The following is a 14,003-nucleotide window of genomic DNA, read 5'->3' as shown; positions in this document are numbered from 1 at the left end:
TTCAAATCCTCGGAGAAATTTGCAAGAAAACAGGTACTGGCAAAACCATACCTTGCAAATCGTGTACCCATCAATCCGAAGAATCACCAGTCAGATCAACGGCTTGTGAGTTGTTCAGGGCGGACTAATGAGTGAAACAGCCACACTCAAAACTGCTGTTGAAACATGCATGATGGACGGCGTTGAACTTGAGGATTGCGAATCCTCCTGGACCGCCAGCAATTTGATTGGAGACGTAATGGGTGAAGACGGCAAGCTTCAAGAGGGCCTGACTGTTGCCTATAATCTTACGGATGCTACCGCCACAATCACTGCCACCTTTGGAGAAAATGCAGCCGCACCTCTCCGCGCAGAAAACAAGGATACTCTTGCGTGGGTGCGTAACGCCAATGGTTCTTGGGCCTGCAGCACCAGCATTGACGCCAAATTCCGCCCTGCTGGTTGTAAAGAAGATTTGACAGAACCGGACACTAACCCCGACGCGCCCGTCGAACCTTGAGATTAATATTTCCGCAGTCTAATAAAAGGCGTCTTGGGGCGCCTTTTATTTTTGTCTCATGAAATGCACTTCAGCTTTCGACATTTATTTTACGCACTATTGATTGCGGCTATTTTTAGCTCTTGGCTCGCCTGGGAAACCGACCGCAATATGGCTCGCCGCTGGGTTTACCCCGTCATCGGCCATCTGTCCGCCTGGTCCACCCGCTGCGACGCCCAGGCGCCACGCTGGCTGCGCACGCTGGCGCAAGACATGGCAGTGCGGCACGACGCACCGGCCAACCAACTGGCCTTCGTCACCGCGGACGGCAAGGCCTCCGCCTGCGTCAACGGCTGGCAGGACCAGCCCTTTGTCAGCCCGCGCGTGGCGCAGGACACGCCGATGCGGCTGGCCAGCCTGAGCAAGATCGTCAGCTTCATGGGCATGGCGGCACCGCAGGCCGCGCAGCCGGACGGCTGGCTGGACACGCCGCTGGTCCAGGTGCTGGGGTTGAGCGGGCCGTATGCCGACGCGCGCGTAGCGGACATCCGCGTTCGCCAACTGCTCAACCATTCAGCTGGGTTCGACCGGCTCAAGAGCGTTGATCCGATGACCAAGATGGATCACCGGCCCTGGTGCCCCTATGACGTGGCGCAGCTGTCAAAAACCCGGCTGGACTACGCCCCCGGCGCGCGCTTTGCCTACCACAATCTGGATTTTTGCCTGGCAGCGGTGGCCTATGAAAAGCATTACGGCCGCAGCCTGTGGACGGCGCTGGAGCAAGGCTTGCATCTGGAAAGCTACGGACTGGACTGGCTGGAGCGGCGTGACACGTCCGTCCAATACAACTTCATGCATGAGAATTTTTACGGCCCCGATTTCGTGCAGCACCTGGACTGGCACGCCGTGCGTGCGCCGATGGGGCTGACCGGCAGCGCGGCAGGGCTGGCGCGCTTCATCCAGGACCACCGCCCGCTGCTGACCCTGGCCCAGGGCCAGCGCGACGACGCCGTGCCCTGCGACGCGCGGCGCAAGGGCAGCTGCTACGACGGCTTTCTGAACCGCGTAGAGGTGGACGGCCAGCCGCTGTGGCTGCAGGGCGGCTATCTGTACGGCATGGCGGCGCTGTTTGCGCTGGACGAGGCGGGCAATTTCATCGTCTGGCTGGGCGCGGGCGAGGGGCGGCCGCTGTCGGCGGCACAGGAGCGGATTCAGCGGGCGCTGCTGGCGGCGCGGTAAAGGCGCTGGCTGAAAATCCATCGCGGCGAGGGCGCCGCCGGCCCCGCCTCAAACCACCGCCATCGCCAGCCAGCGTGCGCCAGATGCGCTCGTTCATGGTGCTGCGCAGCGTGCTGTCGACCACCGAGCTGCCGCTGGCGGTGTAGCGCCACCACGGGGCCCTGGACCCCGGCCTTCGCCGGGGTGACGGGTTTTCTTTTGGGATGACGGGTTTTGTTTTGGAGAGGGTGCGATGCCGGCCGCTTCAAGGGAGCGCCGGCATCTTGCCGGCATAGTGTGCGGGCCAGTGCCGTCTGCATGTGCGCTCGACGCGCGGCAGCCCGTCATCGCGGTGAGGGCGCCGCTCCCACAACGAGGTGTTTCGTGGAAGCGGCGCCCTCGCCACGATTAAGGCCGGCACACATCCATCGGCCCGGGGCGGGCCTCCTACACGCAAGCCAGCGCGACGCGGTAGTCGGCGTCGCGGCGGATGGCACGGATTCGCATGGGTTGACCCGTCAGGCCAAAAGCTCAGGCACGTCGGCATAGACGTCGCGCAGGCTGAGCGCGGCGTCCACGCAGTCCAGCGCCAGCTGGTCGTCCAGCGAAAACAGGCGCTGGTGCTGCCAGCGGCCGTCGGCGCCGCGCTGGTACAGGTCGGCCTGCACGCGGTCTTGGCGCAGCAGCAGGTAGCTGCGCAGGTCGGGCAAGAGGCGGTAGGCCAGAAGTTTTTCGCGGGTGTCGATTTGTTCGGTGCTGGGCGACAGGACTTCGACCAGCATGCAGGGGTTGCTGCGGAAATACGGCGACGCTCGATCAGCCGGGTTGCAGGCGAGTACCAGATCGGGGTAGTAAAACCAGGTTTCGCCTTCGTGCTCTATGCGCACCTTCATGTCGGCGATGAACAGCTGGCAGCCTTTGCGCCGGGCGTGGGGCAGCAGCAGCGCATGCAGCGACCCTGCAATCAGGCCATGCCGGTCACTGGCCCCGCCCATGGCGACGATCTCGCCGGCCAGGTATTCGTGGCGAATGTCGGTGCGCTGCTCGTCTTCAAGGTATTGGGCGACGCTCAGGGGGGTGTGGGCTTGGGCTGTGGCGGTCATTGGGTTTCCTTGCGCAAGGGCCGAGATGCCTCCATGGTAGTCGCTCAGAACGTGTTTACGATCTCGCGCAAAAGGCGGGCGAATGTGGCGCCGCCCCCATCCCAGCCTTCCCCCAGAGGGGGAAGGAGGAAATACCAGGTCAGACACCGAGGCAGACGCCAATATCGCGCGCGGCGGTGACGAGTTCGTGATCCAGCGGCACGGTGCGCTGGACATTGGCCACCTGGCGGATGGGCACGCTGGCGATGCGCCCATGCCGCAGCGTGACCATGTGACCAAAGCGCCGCTCAAGTACCAGCTGCGCCGCGTGGTGGCCATAGCGGGTGGCCAGCACGCGGTCGAACGGCGTGGGGTCGCCGCCGCGCTGCACGTGACCCAGCACGGTGGCGCGCACCTCGCTGTCCAGCAGGGGCTGCAGCTGCTGGCGCAGCACGTGGGCCACGCCGCCCAGGCGCACCGGGTCGGGGCTGCCCGCCACGTGTTCGCGCACGGTCTGCTGGCCGCCGCGCGGCTTGGCGCCCTCGCCCATGCAGATGATGGTGTAGCGCTGGCGCTGCTCGCGCGCGCGGCAGTGGGCGGCAATGGCGGCCAGGTCGTAGTCGATCTCGGGCAGCAGGATGACGTCGGCCGCGCCGGCAATACCGGCCTCCAGCGCCAGCCAGCCGGCATGGCGGCCCATGGTCTCGACGATCATCACGCGGTGGTGGCTGCTGCCGGTGCTCTCGATGCGGTGCAGCGCGTCGGTGGCGGTGGCAACGGCGGTGTCAAAGCCAAAGCTGCGCTCGCAGTGGGCAATGTCGTTGTCGATGGTCTTGGGCACGCCCACCACCTCCAGGCCGGTGGCGCCCGCCAGGCCGCTGGCCAGGCTCATGGTGCCGTCGCCGCCGATGGCGACGATGACCTGCAGCCCCAGCGCGCGCACGTGGCCGGCCACGCGCTCGGTGGTGGCGGCGTCGCGCAGCGGGTTGGCGCTGTTGCTGGTGCCCAGCATGGTGCCGCCGACGTGCAGGATGCCCGAGACGTCCTCCCAGCGCAGCCGGCGCACGCGCGGCTCGCTCTCCATCAGGCCTTCGAAGCCGTCGGCAATGCCCCAGACCTCGCAGCGGCCGTGGTGGATCAGCGACTTGGTGACCGCGCGGATGACGGCGTTGAGCCCCGGGCAGTCGCCGCCGCCGGTCAACAGCCCCACGCGCAGCGTCATGGCAGCAGCTCCAGCGCCTGCAGGTAGGCGGGGTGCAGCATCAGCTCGTCCCAGGCCAGCGGCAGGGTTTGCGGCAGCAGCGCGCAGCGGCGCGCCTCGCCGTCGGCGCTGGGCTGCCAGCGGCCCTCGTCCTGCGCCTGCTGCAGGCCGGCTATCAGCGCGTCGACGGCGTGGCCGCCGTCCAGGCTCTGGTTGCACAGCAGCACCAGGTCGCAGCCGGCGGCCAGCGCGTGCACCGCGGCCGTGCTGTAGCTGACCAGTTCGCCGTCGATGCGGCGCGCGCCCTCCATGCTCAGGTCGTCGCTGAAGATGGCGCCCTGAAAGCCCAGCCGGGTGCGCAGAATGTCTTGCAGCCATTTGGCCGAGAAGCCCGCCGGGCGGCTGTCCACGCGCGGGTAGATGACGTGGGCGGGCATGACGCTGGTGACGACGTTGTTCAGCCAGGCATAGGGCGCGGCGTCGTCCTGCAGGATGGCCTTGAGGCTGCGCCGATCCACCGGCACCTCGGTGTGCGAGTCGGCGGCGACGAAGCCGTGGCCCGGAAAGTGCTTGCCGCAGTTGGCCATGCCGGCCTGCAGCAGCCCCTGCATCAGCGCGCGCGCCAGCAGCGCGACGACGCGCGGGTCGCCGCCAAAGGCGCGCTCGCCAATCACGCTGCTGCGCGAGGCGCCGCCGTCGCCGGCCCAGTCCAGGTCGAGCACCGGGGTGAAGGAGAAGTCCACGCCGCAGGCGCGCAGCTCGGCGCCCAGCACGTAGCCGGCCGCCGTGGCCGCCTGCATGGCGCGCAGCGCACCGCTGCCCTCACCCGCCTTGCCGTCCTGCAGCCACAGCTGGCCCAGCGCGCGCATGGGCGGCAGCTGGGTGAAGCCGTCGCTCCTGAAGCGCTGCACGCGCCCGCCTTCGTGGTCGACGCAGATGAGCAGGTCTTCACGCACCTGCTTGATGTCGGCGGTCAGCTGCAGCAGCTGCGCGCGGTTGTGCCAGTTGCGGGCAAACAGGATGACGCCGCCCACCAGGGGATGCGCCAGGCGCTGGCGGTCGGTGTCGGTGAGCCGGGTGCCGGCGACGTCGATGATCAGGGGGGAGTGCTCAATCATGTCGATTCGGTGAAGGGGGAAAGAGGGACGCGCGTCAGTCGCGCTCGACCACGCAAAAGCTGGCCGCGTAGTCGCTCTCGTCGGTCACGGAGAGGTGGACGCTCAGGCCGCGCTCCTCGCACCAGTCTTTGAGCGCGCCGTGCAGCACGATGGCGGGCTGGCCACTGGGCAGGTTGACCACTTCGCAGCTGCGCCAGGTCATGGGCATGCGCATTCCCAGGCCGATGGCCTTGGAGAATGCCTCTTTGGCGGAGAAGCGCGTGGCCAGGTAGCGCAGGCCGCGCTCGGGCCAGCGCTGGCCGCGTGCGCGCCAGGTGGCCAGCTCGCCGTCGGCCAGCACGCGCTCGGCAAAGCGGTCGCCGTGGCGCTCCAGCGTCTCGCGCATGCGGCGGATGTCGCAGATGTCGGTTCCGATGCCGTAGATCATGGTGTTTGCATTGGGTGGGCGGTGCGCCGGGCGGGCTCAGATGGCCCGCTCGCTCATGCCCTGATCGATGCAGCGCTGGTAGGCGCGCACCGCGTCTTCGTAGCCCAGCTCCAGCGCGTCGGCGACGAAGGCGTGGCCGATGGAGACCTCCAGCAGCCCGGGCACGGCGGCGACGAAGTCGGCCAGGTTGTCCTGGTTCAGGTCGTGGCCGGCGTTGATGCCCAGGCCGGCGTCCAGCGCGGCCTGCGCGGCACCCACGTAGCGGCGCAGCTGGGCGCCCTGCTCGGGCGTGCCCCAGGCGGCGGCGTAGGGTTCGGTATACAGCTCTACGCGGTCGGCCCCCACGGCGCGGGCGCCGGCCATTTGCGCGGGCACCGGATCCATGAACAGGCTGACGCGCACGCCCAGCGCGCGGCATTCGGCGATCAGGGGGAGCAGGCGGTCGGCGTCCTGCGGAAAACTCCAGCCGTGGTCGCTGGTGAACTGGTCTTCGCTGTCGGGCACGAAGGTTGCTTGGCTGGGGCGCACCTGGCGGATGAAGTCCATCAGGTTCTGCGTGGGATTGCCCTCGATGTTGAACTCGGCCTGTGGCCACTGCTTGAGCAGCTCGGCAATCTCATGCACGTCGCCCGCGCGGATGTGGCGTGCGTCGGGGCGCGGGTGCACCGTGATGCCCTGCGCGCCCGCCTGCAGGCACAGCAGCGCCGCGCGCGTGACGCTGGGGATGCCCAGGTGGCGGGTGTTCCTCACCAGGGCAACCTTGTTGACGTTGATGGACAGTGCGGTGCGGGGATGGACGGTGGTCATAGCGATTGCAGGTCGATCATGAGCTGGCGCGTGCGCAGCAGCGGACTGCCGCAATGGTATTGCAGCAGCTGGCGCAATTGGGGCTTGAGCCGCAACGCCAGCGGGGCCACGCAGCGCACGGCGGCGGCAAAAGCGCCGTCCCCCTGCGCCAGCGCCTGGTGCAGCGCCTGCCACTGGGCGCCGGTCAGCGCGGCGCGGTCTTCGCCCGCGGCGGGGCTCAGGCCCATCTCGGCAATCAGCGCATAGCGCGCCTGCGGCTGCAGTGGCGCAAGCGTCAGCGTCTGCACGTCCAGCGCGGGCAGCAGGCCGATGGCGCGCAGCAGCAGCAGCTCGAAGCTGCGCAGCACGGGCTCCAGCACGTCGCCATGCGCGCCGCTGCCCAGCACGCGCACCACGCCGGCGTACAGGTCGAACAGCGGCGCGTTGGGGTCTTCGCGCGCCAGCAGGCGCAGCAGCAGCTCGTTGAGGTACAGGCCGGCCAGCAGCGCGTCGCCCGTGGGCAGCACGTGGCCGCCGGCCCACTCCGCCCCTTTCAAGGTGTGGATGTCGCCCTGCCCCACCTCGCCCGCCAGGCCCCAGCCCAGGCGCAGCGGCTGCAGCGGCAGCAGCACCGGGCGGAAGTTGGACGTGGGCTTCTTCGCCCCCTTGGCCACCAGCGCCACCCTGCCCCAGTGGCGCGTGAAGGCGTCCAGCACCAGGCTGGATTCGCTCCAGTCGTAGCTGTGCAGGATGAAGGCCGGCTCGTCGGCAATGCGGCGCGTGGCCATGGGGATTGCTACCCCCTCCCCCTTTGGGGCTGAGGGCTACGGCTCCAGTTGCGCCTGCGCGCAACTGGACAACCCGAAGAGCGGCGGCGTCCCGCCGTCAGCACCGGGGCTGGGGCGGGGGCGGACGGTTCATTCCCAGCGCGCCATGCCGCCCTGCACTTCGGGCCCCCATCCCAACCTTCCCCCAGCGGGGGAAGGAGCCTGGCAAGCCAAGCGCAAGCAGCCGCTTCACTCATAACCAAAACTGCGCACCCGCGCTTCGTCGTCGGCCCAGCCCGAGCGCACCTTGACCCAGACTTCGAGGAACACCTTGGCGTCCAGCAGCTTTTCCAGCGCCTGGCGCGCTTCGGTGCTGATGCGCTTCAATTTCTCGCCCTTCTCGCCAATCACCATGGCCTTGTGGCTGTCGCGCTCGACGACGATGGTGGCCGCGATGCGCACGAAGCGCTTGTGCTGCTTGCTTTTCTCTTCGATGAACTGGTCGATGACGACGGTGGAGGTGTAGGGCAGTTCGTCGCCGGTGAAGCGAAACAGTTTTTCGCGCACGGTCTCGCTGGCGAGAAATTTCTCGCTGCGGTCGGTCAGCTCGTCCTCAGCGTACCACCAGGGCTGCTCGGGCAGGTATTTCTCGCAGATGCCGTACAGGCGCTCGATGTCGCCCTTGTTCTTGGCCGACATCGGTACGAACTCGGCGAACGGGTGCCGCTCCTGCATGCTTTTGAGCCAGGGCGCAATCTCGGCGCGGCGGTGGATGGCGTCGAGTTTGTTGGCGATCAGGAGCGTGGGAATTCCGGGCTTGAACAGCGACAGCACCTTGGCGTCGGCCAGCGTGAAGCTGCCGGCCTCGACGACGAACAGGATCAGGTCGACGTCGCCGATAGCGCCCATCACGGTCTTGTTCAGCGACTTGTTGAGCGCGGTGGAGTGCTTGGTCTGGAAACCCGGCGTGTCGACGAACACGAACTGGGTCTGCCCGCGCGTGCGGATGCCCGTGATGCGATGGCGCGTGGTCTGCGCCTTGCGGCTGGTGATCGATATTTTCTGGCCCACCAGCGCGTTCATCAGCGTGGATTTGCCGACGTTGGGCTTGCCGACGATGGCGACCAGCCCGCAGCGCTGGCCGCTGGCGGCGGGCTCGCCCGCCTGCGCGGCGGCCGGGGAGCGGCCCAGGCCGGCGGCCTCCAGCATGGCCTGCAGGTCGTCGCCGAAGGCATCGTTTTGCGGGGCAGGCGCGCCACTGGCGTCGGGTTGGCCCTGGGGGCCGGGGTCGGTAGCGGTCATGGTCGTGTCTGTGTCAGTTGGGCCAACAGGGCCTGGGCGGCTTGCTGCTCCGCTGCCCGGCGCGAGACGCCACGGCCTTGCGCCTGCAGGCCGCGCTCGGCAATGGTGCATTGCACGTGAAAAACCTGGTTGTGCGCCGCGCCGCCGATGTCCAGCACCTGGTAGGCGGGCAGTTTCATCTTGCGTCCCTGCAGCCACTCCTGCAAGCGCGTCTTGGCGTCCTTTGCAGCGGCCTGCAGCTGGGGGGTGAGCTCCACGCCCTCGAAGAGCCGCAGCACCAGCGCCTGCGCGACTTCGTAGCCGGCGTCCAGGTAGACGGCGCCGATCACGGCTTCGAGCGCGTCGGCCAGGATGGACGGGCGCTTGCGCCCGCCGGAATGACTCTCGCCCTCGCCCAGGCGCAGCAGGTCGGGCAGCTGCAGCACCAGCGCGATGCGGTGCAGCGAATCCTGCTTGACCAGGTGGGCGCGCACGCGCGAGAGCTCGCCCTCGGGCAGGTCGCGCCGGCGCGAGAACAGCATGGCCGAGACGGCCAGCCCCAGCACCGAGTCACCCAGGAATTCCAGCCGCTCGTTGTGGTCCGCTCCAAAGCTGCGGTGGGTCAGCGCGCGCTGCAGCAGCGCGGGGTTGGCAAACCGGTGGTGCAGGCGCTGTTGCAGCGCGTCGAGGTCGGAGGCGGGCACGGCAGGCGCGGTCAGCGGGTGGAGTCCTGGAAACGGTAGACGAGGTAGGCCGGGCCGAACAGCGGGACTTCGCGCTCGTAGTTGAACGAGACGATCACGCGGTCGTTGTGCTTGGTGATCTCCAGGTCGCGGCCGGTGACCGAGGTGAAGTCGTCGATCTGCGCGGAGCGGTCGAACGACGCGCGGATCTGCGCCACCGTGTCGCCCTCGCCGGAGGCCTTGCGCGCGGCCTTCTTGATTGCACCGTACTCCATGAAGATGGGCACCGACTGCGCGCCGATGGCAAATGCCGCGACGGCCACCGCGCCGAACAGGATCACGCCGATGAAGGACAGGCCGCGCTGGCGCGCGCGGGCCGTGGTGCGTTGGGAGGGCTGCATGCTTGGGCGACTCCTTGTCTTGCTGCTTCAGTTGAACGGGCCGATGCGCTTGAGGTCGGAAAAATTCATCCAGACGAAAAACGCCTTGCCGACGATATTGGCATCGGGCACAAAGCCCCAATAGCGCGAATCCAGGGAATTGTCCCGATTGTCACCCATCATGAAGTACTGTCCTTCGGGCACTTTGCAGACTACGCCCTCGACGCTGTAGAGGCAGTGGTCGAGAAACGGGAACTGGCTGGCGCCCTGCACGAAGGCGGGAACGTCGGGGTTGATGATGATGCGGTGCGAGTGCTCTCCCAGCTGCTCCTGCTGCTGCTGGAAGTAGCGCATCGCGTCCGCCTCGAAGAAGTCGGGCAGTGCGCTGGTGTGCACTTCCTGGCCGTTGATCGTCAGCTTCTTGTTCAGGTAGGCCACCTCGTCGCCCGGCACGCCGACGACGCGCTTGATGTAGTCCATGCTGGGCTGGGGCGGGTAGCGAAACACCATCACGTCGCCGCGCTGCGGTGCGTTGCCCTCGGTGACCTTGGTGCCCAGCACCGGCAGGCGGATGCCGTAGGTGAATTTGTTGACCAGGATGAGATCGCCGACGAGCAGCGTCGGAATCATCGATCCCGACGGGATCTTGAACGGTTCGAACAGAAACGAGCGCAGCAGGAACACGCCGCAGATCACGGGGAACAGACCGGCCGTCCAGTCCAGCCACCAGGGCTGCATCAGGATGCGGCCCTTGGCTTCGCTGACGTCGGTGTCGACCTTCTCGATACCCATGCGGCCCAGCTCGGCGCTGCGCTGGGCGGCGGACTCTTCGAGCGCCTGGGCGGCGCGGCGGCGGCGCGGCAAAAAGTACAGCCGCTCGGCCAGCCAGTAGGCGCCGGTGACCACGGTGGCCAGGAACAGCAGCAGCGCGAAGTCGCCCTCCAGCGCGCCGAAATACCAGGCGGCTACGTAGCCGGCAAAAGCGGCCAGTACGGCCGCCGTGATGGTTTGCATGAGCTGCATGCGTTCAGTCCTCCACTTGCAGGATGGCCAGGAACGCCTCCTGCGGCACTTCCACCGAGCCGATCTGCTTCATGCGCTTCTTGCCGGCCTTCTGCTTCTCCAGCAGCTTGCGTTTGCGCGAGATGTCGCCGCCGTAGCACTTGGCCAGCACGTTCTTGCGCAGCGCCTTGATGGTCTCGCGCGCGATGACGTTGGCACCGATGGCCGCCTGGATCGCCACGTCGAACATCTGGCGGCTGATGATCTCGCGCATCTTCGCGGCCACGGCGCGGCCGCGAAACTGCGCCTGGCTGCGGTGCACGATGATGGACAGCGCGTCGACCTTCTCGCCGTTGAGCAGGATGTCGACCTTGACCACGTCGGAGGCGCGGTATTCCTTGAACTCGTAGTCCATCGACGCATAGCCGCGGCTGACCGATTTGAGCTTGTCGAAGAAGTCCAGCACGATCTCGCCCAGCGGCATTTCGTAGGTCAGCATGACCTGGCGGCCGTGGTACTGCATGTTCATCTGCACGCCGCGCTTCTGGTTGGCCAGCGTCATCACCGGGCCCACGTAGTCCTGCGGCATGTACAGGTGCACCGTGACGATGGGCTCGCGCACCTCCTCGATCTTGCCCTGGTCGGGCATCTTGGACGGGTTCTCCACCTGGATCAGCTCGCCGTCGGCCTTGAGCACCTCGTAGACCACGCTGGGCGCAGTGGTGATCAGGTCCTGGTCGAACTCGCGCTCCAGGCGCTCCTGCACGATCTCCATGTGCAGCAGGCCAAGGAAGCCGCAGCGAAAGCCAAAGCCCAGCGCCTGCGAGACCTCGGGCTCGAAGTGCAGCGAGGCGTCGTTGAGCTGCAGCTTCTCCAGCGCGTCGCGCAGCTGGTCGTACTGGTTGGCCTCGGTCGGGTACAGCCCGGCGAACACCTGGGGCTGGATCTCCTTGAAGCCGGGCAGCGCCTCGCTGGCCGGGCCCAGGTTGTTGGGCAGCTTTTTCTCCAGCGTGATGGTGTCGCCCACCTTGGCGGCCTTGAGCTCCTTGATGCCGGCGATGATGAAGCCCACCTCGCCTGCGTGAAGTGCCTCGCGCTGCACCGTGGCGGGGGTGAACACGCCGAGCTGGTTGGCGTCGTAGGCAGCGCCGCTGGCCATCATCTTGAAGCGCTCGCCCTTCTTGAGCGTGCCGTCGACCACGCGCACCAGCATGACCACGCCGACGTAGGCGTCAAACCAGCTGTCGATGATCATCGCGCGCAGCGGCGCGTCAGGCTTGCCGCGCGGCGCCGGCACCTTGGCGACGATTTGTTCGAGCACGTCGTCGATGCCCATGCCGGTCTTGGCCGAGATGGCGATCGCCTCGCCCGCGTCGATGCCGATCACGTCCTCGATCTCGGCCTTGGCGTTCTCGGGATCGGCCTGCGGCAAATCCATCTTGTTGAGCACCGGCAGCACCTCGACGCCCAGGTCGAGCGCGGTGTAGCAGTTGGCCACGGTCTGCGCCTCGACGCCCTGGCTGGCGTCGACCACCAGCAGCGCGCCCTCGCAGGCCGACAGCGAGCGGCTCACCTCGTAGGAGAAATCGACGTGGCCGGGCGTGTCGATCAGGTTGAGGTTGTAGACCTGGCCGTCGCGCGCCTTGTACGACAGCGCCGCAGTCTGCGCCTTGATGGTGATGCCGCGCTCCTTCTCGATGTCCATCGAGTCGAGCACCTGGGACTGCATCTCGCGCTCGGTCAGGCCGCCGCAGCGCTGGATGATGCGGTCGGCCAGCGTGGATTTGCCGTGATCAATGTGCGCAATGATCGAAAAATTACGGATGTGGTTCATCGACGTCAACGTCAGAAAAATAGGTGGTGCCCGGCCCGCTCAACAAAAAGGGCGCGTCCGTCATGTGACGCGCCCTGCAGCCAACAGGCCGTGGCAACTGTGATCGCTGGGCGCCCATTGTAGTGGGCGCTCCGGATGCGCCGGCCAGGCCGCGCGCCGCAGTGTTTGCGCAAAATGGCGAACCCGGCATTCTAGGGCGCGCCCGCCGGGCGGCGGCGCCAATCCCCTTGCGTCGGCAGTCCTCAGCGCGCCGGGCGGATCAGCACGTACTGCGTCCACTCGCCGCGGCGCACCAGCACGTTGACCGGCTTGGTCTTGTCCACCTTGGCCAGCGCGGCCTCGAAGTCCTTGATGTTGGCCACCTCGGTGTTGGCCAGTGCCAGGATCACGTCGTCCTCCTGCAGCCCGGCGCGCGCGGCCGCCGCGTTGGCGGAGACGATGCGCACGCCCTGCTTCAGGTTGAGCTCTTTCTTCTTGGCGGCGCTCAGGTTCTCGACGGTCAGGCCCAGCTGCTGCGCGGTGGCCGAGGGCGCAGCCTCTTCGGCCGGGCCGGCGGCGGTGCGCTCGTCGGGCTCGACCTCGCCGATCGTCACGGGCAGATCCAGCGTCTTGCCCCGGCGCAGCACGGTGAGCGTGCTGTGGCTGCCCGGCTTGGTGTTGCCCACCAGGCGCGGCAGGTCGGCGACCTTGTCGATGGCTTTGCCGTCGAAGCGCGTGATCACGTCGCCGGGCTGCACGCCGGCCTTGTCGGCGGGCGAGTCGGCCTCGACCGCCGATACCAGCACGCCCTGGGTCTTGCCAAGGCCGATCGATTCGGCCACGTCCTTGGACAGCGGGCCGATCTGCACGCCGATGCGTCCGCGCGTCACGCGCCCGGTGGCGCGCAGCTGGTCGCTCACGCGCACCGCCTCGTCGATCGGGATGGCGAACGAAATGCCCATGAAGCCGCCCGAGCGCGAATAGATCTGGCTGTTGATGCCGACGACCTCGCCGCGCATGTTGATCAGCGGCCCGCCCGAGTTGCCCGGGTTGATCGCCACGTCGGTCTGGATGAAGGGCAGGTAGTCGCCGGTGTCGCGCTGCTTGGCGCTGACGATGCCGGCCGTGACGGTGTTCTCCAGGCCGAAGGGCGAGCCGATGGCCATGACCCACTCGCCGACCTTGAGCCGGTTGACGTCGCCCACCTTGACAGCGGGCAGGCCAGTGGCGTCGATCTTGACGACGGCGACGTCGGTGCGCTTGTCCGCCCCGATGATCTTGGCCTTGAACTCGCGCTTGTCGGTCAGCGTGACGAGCACCTCGTCGGCGTCTTCCACTACGTGCGCATTGGTCATGACGTAGCCGTCGGCAGTCAGTATGAAACCCGAGCCCACGCCGCTGGGCTGCGCCTGCGACGGCCCCTCGCCCGGCCCCTGGCGGCGCGGCATGTTGGGCACCGGCAGGCCAAAGCGCCGGAAGAACTCCAGCATGTCCTCGTCCATGCCGCTATAGCCTTGGCGGGTGGACACCTTCTCCATCGTGCGGATGTTGACCACCGAGGGGCCGACCAGGTCGACCAGCTGCGTGAAGTCGGGCAGTCCGCGCACCACCAGGGGTGCCGGCTCCGTGGCCTGCGCGGGCTGCGCATGCGCCGCCGGGGCAGCCAGCCAGGTGCTGCCTGCGGCCAGGGCCAGCGCGGCCACCGCAAGGCGGCTGCGCCAGGGGGTATTTGTCGAGTGCGGCATTGCGCGCAAAGAGCTCATTCGT

At 67.4% G+C, this 14,003-nt stretch carries 14 protein-coding genes; 2 read left to right on the top strand and 12 right to left on the bottom strand.

Annotation, left to right across the window (positions count from 1 at the left end):
* Positions 1 to 127 precede the first annotated feature (127 nt).
* Positions 128 to 499, top strand: a complete 372-nt coding sequence (locus tag ABD767_RS07205) for a pilin (RefSeq protein WP_344869004.1) — start codon at positions 128 to 130, stop codon at positions 497 to 499.
* A 150-nt stretch (positions 500 to 649) separates the two neighbouring features.
* Positions 650 to 1,717 (top strand): serine hydrolase domain-containing protein, encoded by a 1,068-nt coding sequence (locus tag ABD767_RS07200; RefSeq protein ID WP_344869002.1) that lies wholly within the window; start codon positions 650 to 652, stop codon positions 1,715 to 1,717.
* Positions 1,718 to 2,214: 497 nt separating this feature from the next.
* On the opposite strand, the gene ABD767_RS07195 is transcribed toward ABD767_RS07200, so the two are convergent.
* The 12 genes from ABD767_RS07195 to ABD767_RS07140 all read right to left on the bottom strand — a co-directional run bounded on the left by ABD767_RS07195 (position 2,215) and on the right by ABD767_RS07140 (position 13,981).
* Positions 2,215 to 2,799 (bottom strand): Uma2 family endonuclease, encoded by a 585-nt coding sequence (locus tag ABD767_RS07195; RefSeq protein WP_344869000.1) that lies wholly within the window; start codon positions 2,797 to 2,799, stop codon positions 2,215 to 2,217.
* Positions 2,800 to 2,938: 139 nt separating this feature from the next.
* Positions 2,939 to 3,994, bottom strand: a complete 1,056-nt coding sequence (locus tag ABD767_RS07190; RefSeq protein ID WP_344869017.1) for a 6-phosphofructokinase — start codon at positions 3,992 to 3,994, stop codon at positions 2,939 to 2,941.
* Positions 3,995 to 3,996: 2 nt separating this feature from the next.
* The gene (nagZ, locus tag ABD767_RS07185) at positions 3,997 to 5,097 is read right to left on the bottom strand and encodes a beta-N-acetylhexosaminidase (RefSeq protein WP_344868998.1); all 1,101 of its coding nucleotides are present in this window, start codon (positions 5,095 to 5,097) and stop codon (positions 3,997 to 3,999) included.
* A 34-nt stretch (positions 5,098 to 5,131) separates the two neighbouring features.
* Positions 5,132 to 5,524 (bottom strand): holo-ACP synthase, encoded by a 393-nt coding sequence (gene acpS / locus ABD767_RS07180; RefSeq protein ID WP_103044378.1) that lies wholly within the window; start codon positions 5,522 to 5,524, stop codon positions 5,132 to 5,134.
* 36 nt (positions 5,525 to 5,560) lie between these two features.
* Positions 5,561 to 6,331, bottom strand: coding sequence for a pyridoxine 5'-phosphate synthase (locus ABD767_RS07175; protein ID WP_103044377.1), 771 nt, complete (start codon positions 6,329 to 6,331; stop codon positions 5,561 to 5,563).
* Positions 6,328 to 7,098, bottom strand: a complete 771-nt coding sequence (recO, locus tag ABD767_RS07170) for a recombination protein O N-terminal domain-containing protein (RefSeq protein WP_103044376.1) — start codon at positions 7,096 to 7,098, stop codon at positions 6,328 to 6,330. The genes ABD767_RS07175 and recO overlap by 4 nt, the downstream gene beginning before the upstream one ends.
* Positions 7,099 to 7,326: 228 nt before the next feature.
* Entirely contained in the window at positions 7,327 to 8,379 is a 1,053-nt protein-coding gene (gene era / locus ABD767_RS07165) for a GTPase Era (protein ID WP_103044375.1), read from the bottom strand.
* Positions 8,376 to 9,062 (bottom strand): ribonuclease III, encoded by a 687-nt coding sequence (rnc, locus tag ABD767_RS07160; RefSeq protein ID WP_103044374.1) that lies wholly within the window; start codon positions 9,060 to 9,062, stop codon positions 8,376 to 8,378. Before rnc ends, era begins: the two co-directional genes overlap by 4 nt.
* A gap of 11 nt (positions 9,063 to 9,073) precedes the next feature.
* Positions 9,074 to 9,442 carry a DUF4845 domain-containing protein gene (locus ABD767_RS07155; protein WP_103044373.1) on the bottom strand — a complete coding sequence of 123 codons (369 nt, stop codon included), beginning with the start codon at positions 9,440 to 9,442 and terminating at the stop codon, positions 9,074 to 9,076.
* A gap of 27 nt (positions 9,443 to 9,469) precedes the next feature.
* On the bottom strand, positions 9,470 to 10,444 hold the full coding sequence (gene lepB, locus ABD767_RS07150; RefSeq protein ID WP_103044372.1) for a signal peptidase I: 975 nt from the start codon (positions 10,442 to 10,444) through the stop codon (positions 9,470 to 9,472).
* A gap of 4 nt (positions 10,445 to 10,448) precedes the next feature.
* Entirely contained in the window at positions 10,449 to 12,257 is a 1,809-nt protein-coding gene (gene lepA / locus ABD767_RS07145; RefSeq protein ID WP_103044371.1) for a translation elongation factor 4, read from the bottom strand.
* Positions 12,258 to 12,499: 242 nt separating this feature from the next.
* Complete coding sequence (locus ABD767_RS07140; protein WP_344869013.1) at positions 12,500 to 13,981, bottom strand: DegQ family serine endoprotease; 1,482 nt, start codon at positions 13,979 to 13,981, stop codon at positions 12,500 to 12,502.
* Positions 13,982 to 14,003: the final 22 nt, after the last annotated feature.

Origin of the sequence: Comamonas faecalis (assembly GCF_039538025.1) — a bacterium.
Classification (GTDB): domain Bacteria; phylum Pseudomonadota; class Gammaproteobacteria; order Burkholderiales; family Burkholderiaceae_C; genus Comamonas_C; species Comamonas_C faecalis.
This window is presented reverse-complemented; position numbering and strand designations above follow the sequence as displayed.

What these genes read in the sequence shown, in the direction of transcription:
- ABD767_RS07205 (WP_344869004.1), top strand. Translation starts at nt 128, where the DNA reads ATGAGTGAAACAGCCACACTCAAAACTGCTGTTGAAACATGCATGATG.
- ABD767_RS07200 (WP_344869002.1), top strand. Translation starts at nt 650, where the DNA reads ATGGCTCGCCGCTGGGTTTACCCCGTCATCGGCCATCTGTCCGCCTGG.
- ABD767_RS07195 (WP_344869000.1), bottom strand. Translation starts at nt 2,799, where the DNA reads ATGACCGCCACAGCCCAAGCCCACACCCCCCTGAGCGTCGCCCAATAC.
- nagZ (WP_344868998.1), bottom strand. Translation starts at nt 5,097, where the DNA reads ATGATTGAGCACTCCCCCCTGATCATCGACGTCGCCGGCACCCGGCTC.
- acpS (WP_103044378.1), bottom strand. Translation starts at nt 5,524, where the DNA reads ATGATCTACGGCATCGGAACCGACATCTGCGACATCCGCCGCATGCGC.
- ABD767_RS07175 (WP_103044377.1), bottom strand. Translation starts at nt 6,331, where the DNA reads ATGACCACCGTCCATCCCCGCACCGCACTGTCCATCAACGTCAACAAG.
- recO (WP_103044376.1), bottom strand. Translation starts at nt 7,098, where the DNA reads ATGGCCACGCGCCGCATTGCCGACGAGCCGGCCTTCATCCTGCACAGC.
- era (WP_103044375.1), bottom strand. Translation starts at nt 8,379, where the DNA reads ATGACCGCTACCGACCCCGGCCCCCAGGGCCAACCCGACGCCAGTGGC.
- ABD767_RS07155 (WP_103044373.1), bottom strand. Translation starts at nt 9,442, where the DNA reads ATGCAGCCCTCCCAACGCACCACGGCCCGCGCGCGCCAGCGCGGCCTG.
- lepB (WP_103044372.1), bottom strand. Translation starts at nt 10,444, where the DNA reads ATGCAGCTCATGCAAACCATCACGGCGGCCGTACTGGCCGCTTTTGCC.
- lepA (WP_103044371.1), bottom strand. Translation starts at nt 12,257, where the DNA reads ATGAACCACATCCGTAATTTTTCGATCATTGCGCACATTGATCACGGC.
- ABD767_RS07140 (WP_344869013.1), bottom strand. Translation starts at nt 13,981, where the DNA reads ATGCCGCACTCGACAAATACCCCCTGGCGCAGCCGCCTTGCGGTGGCC.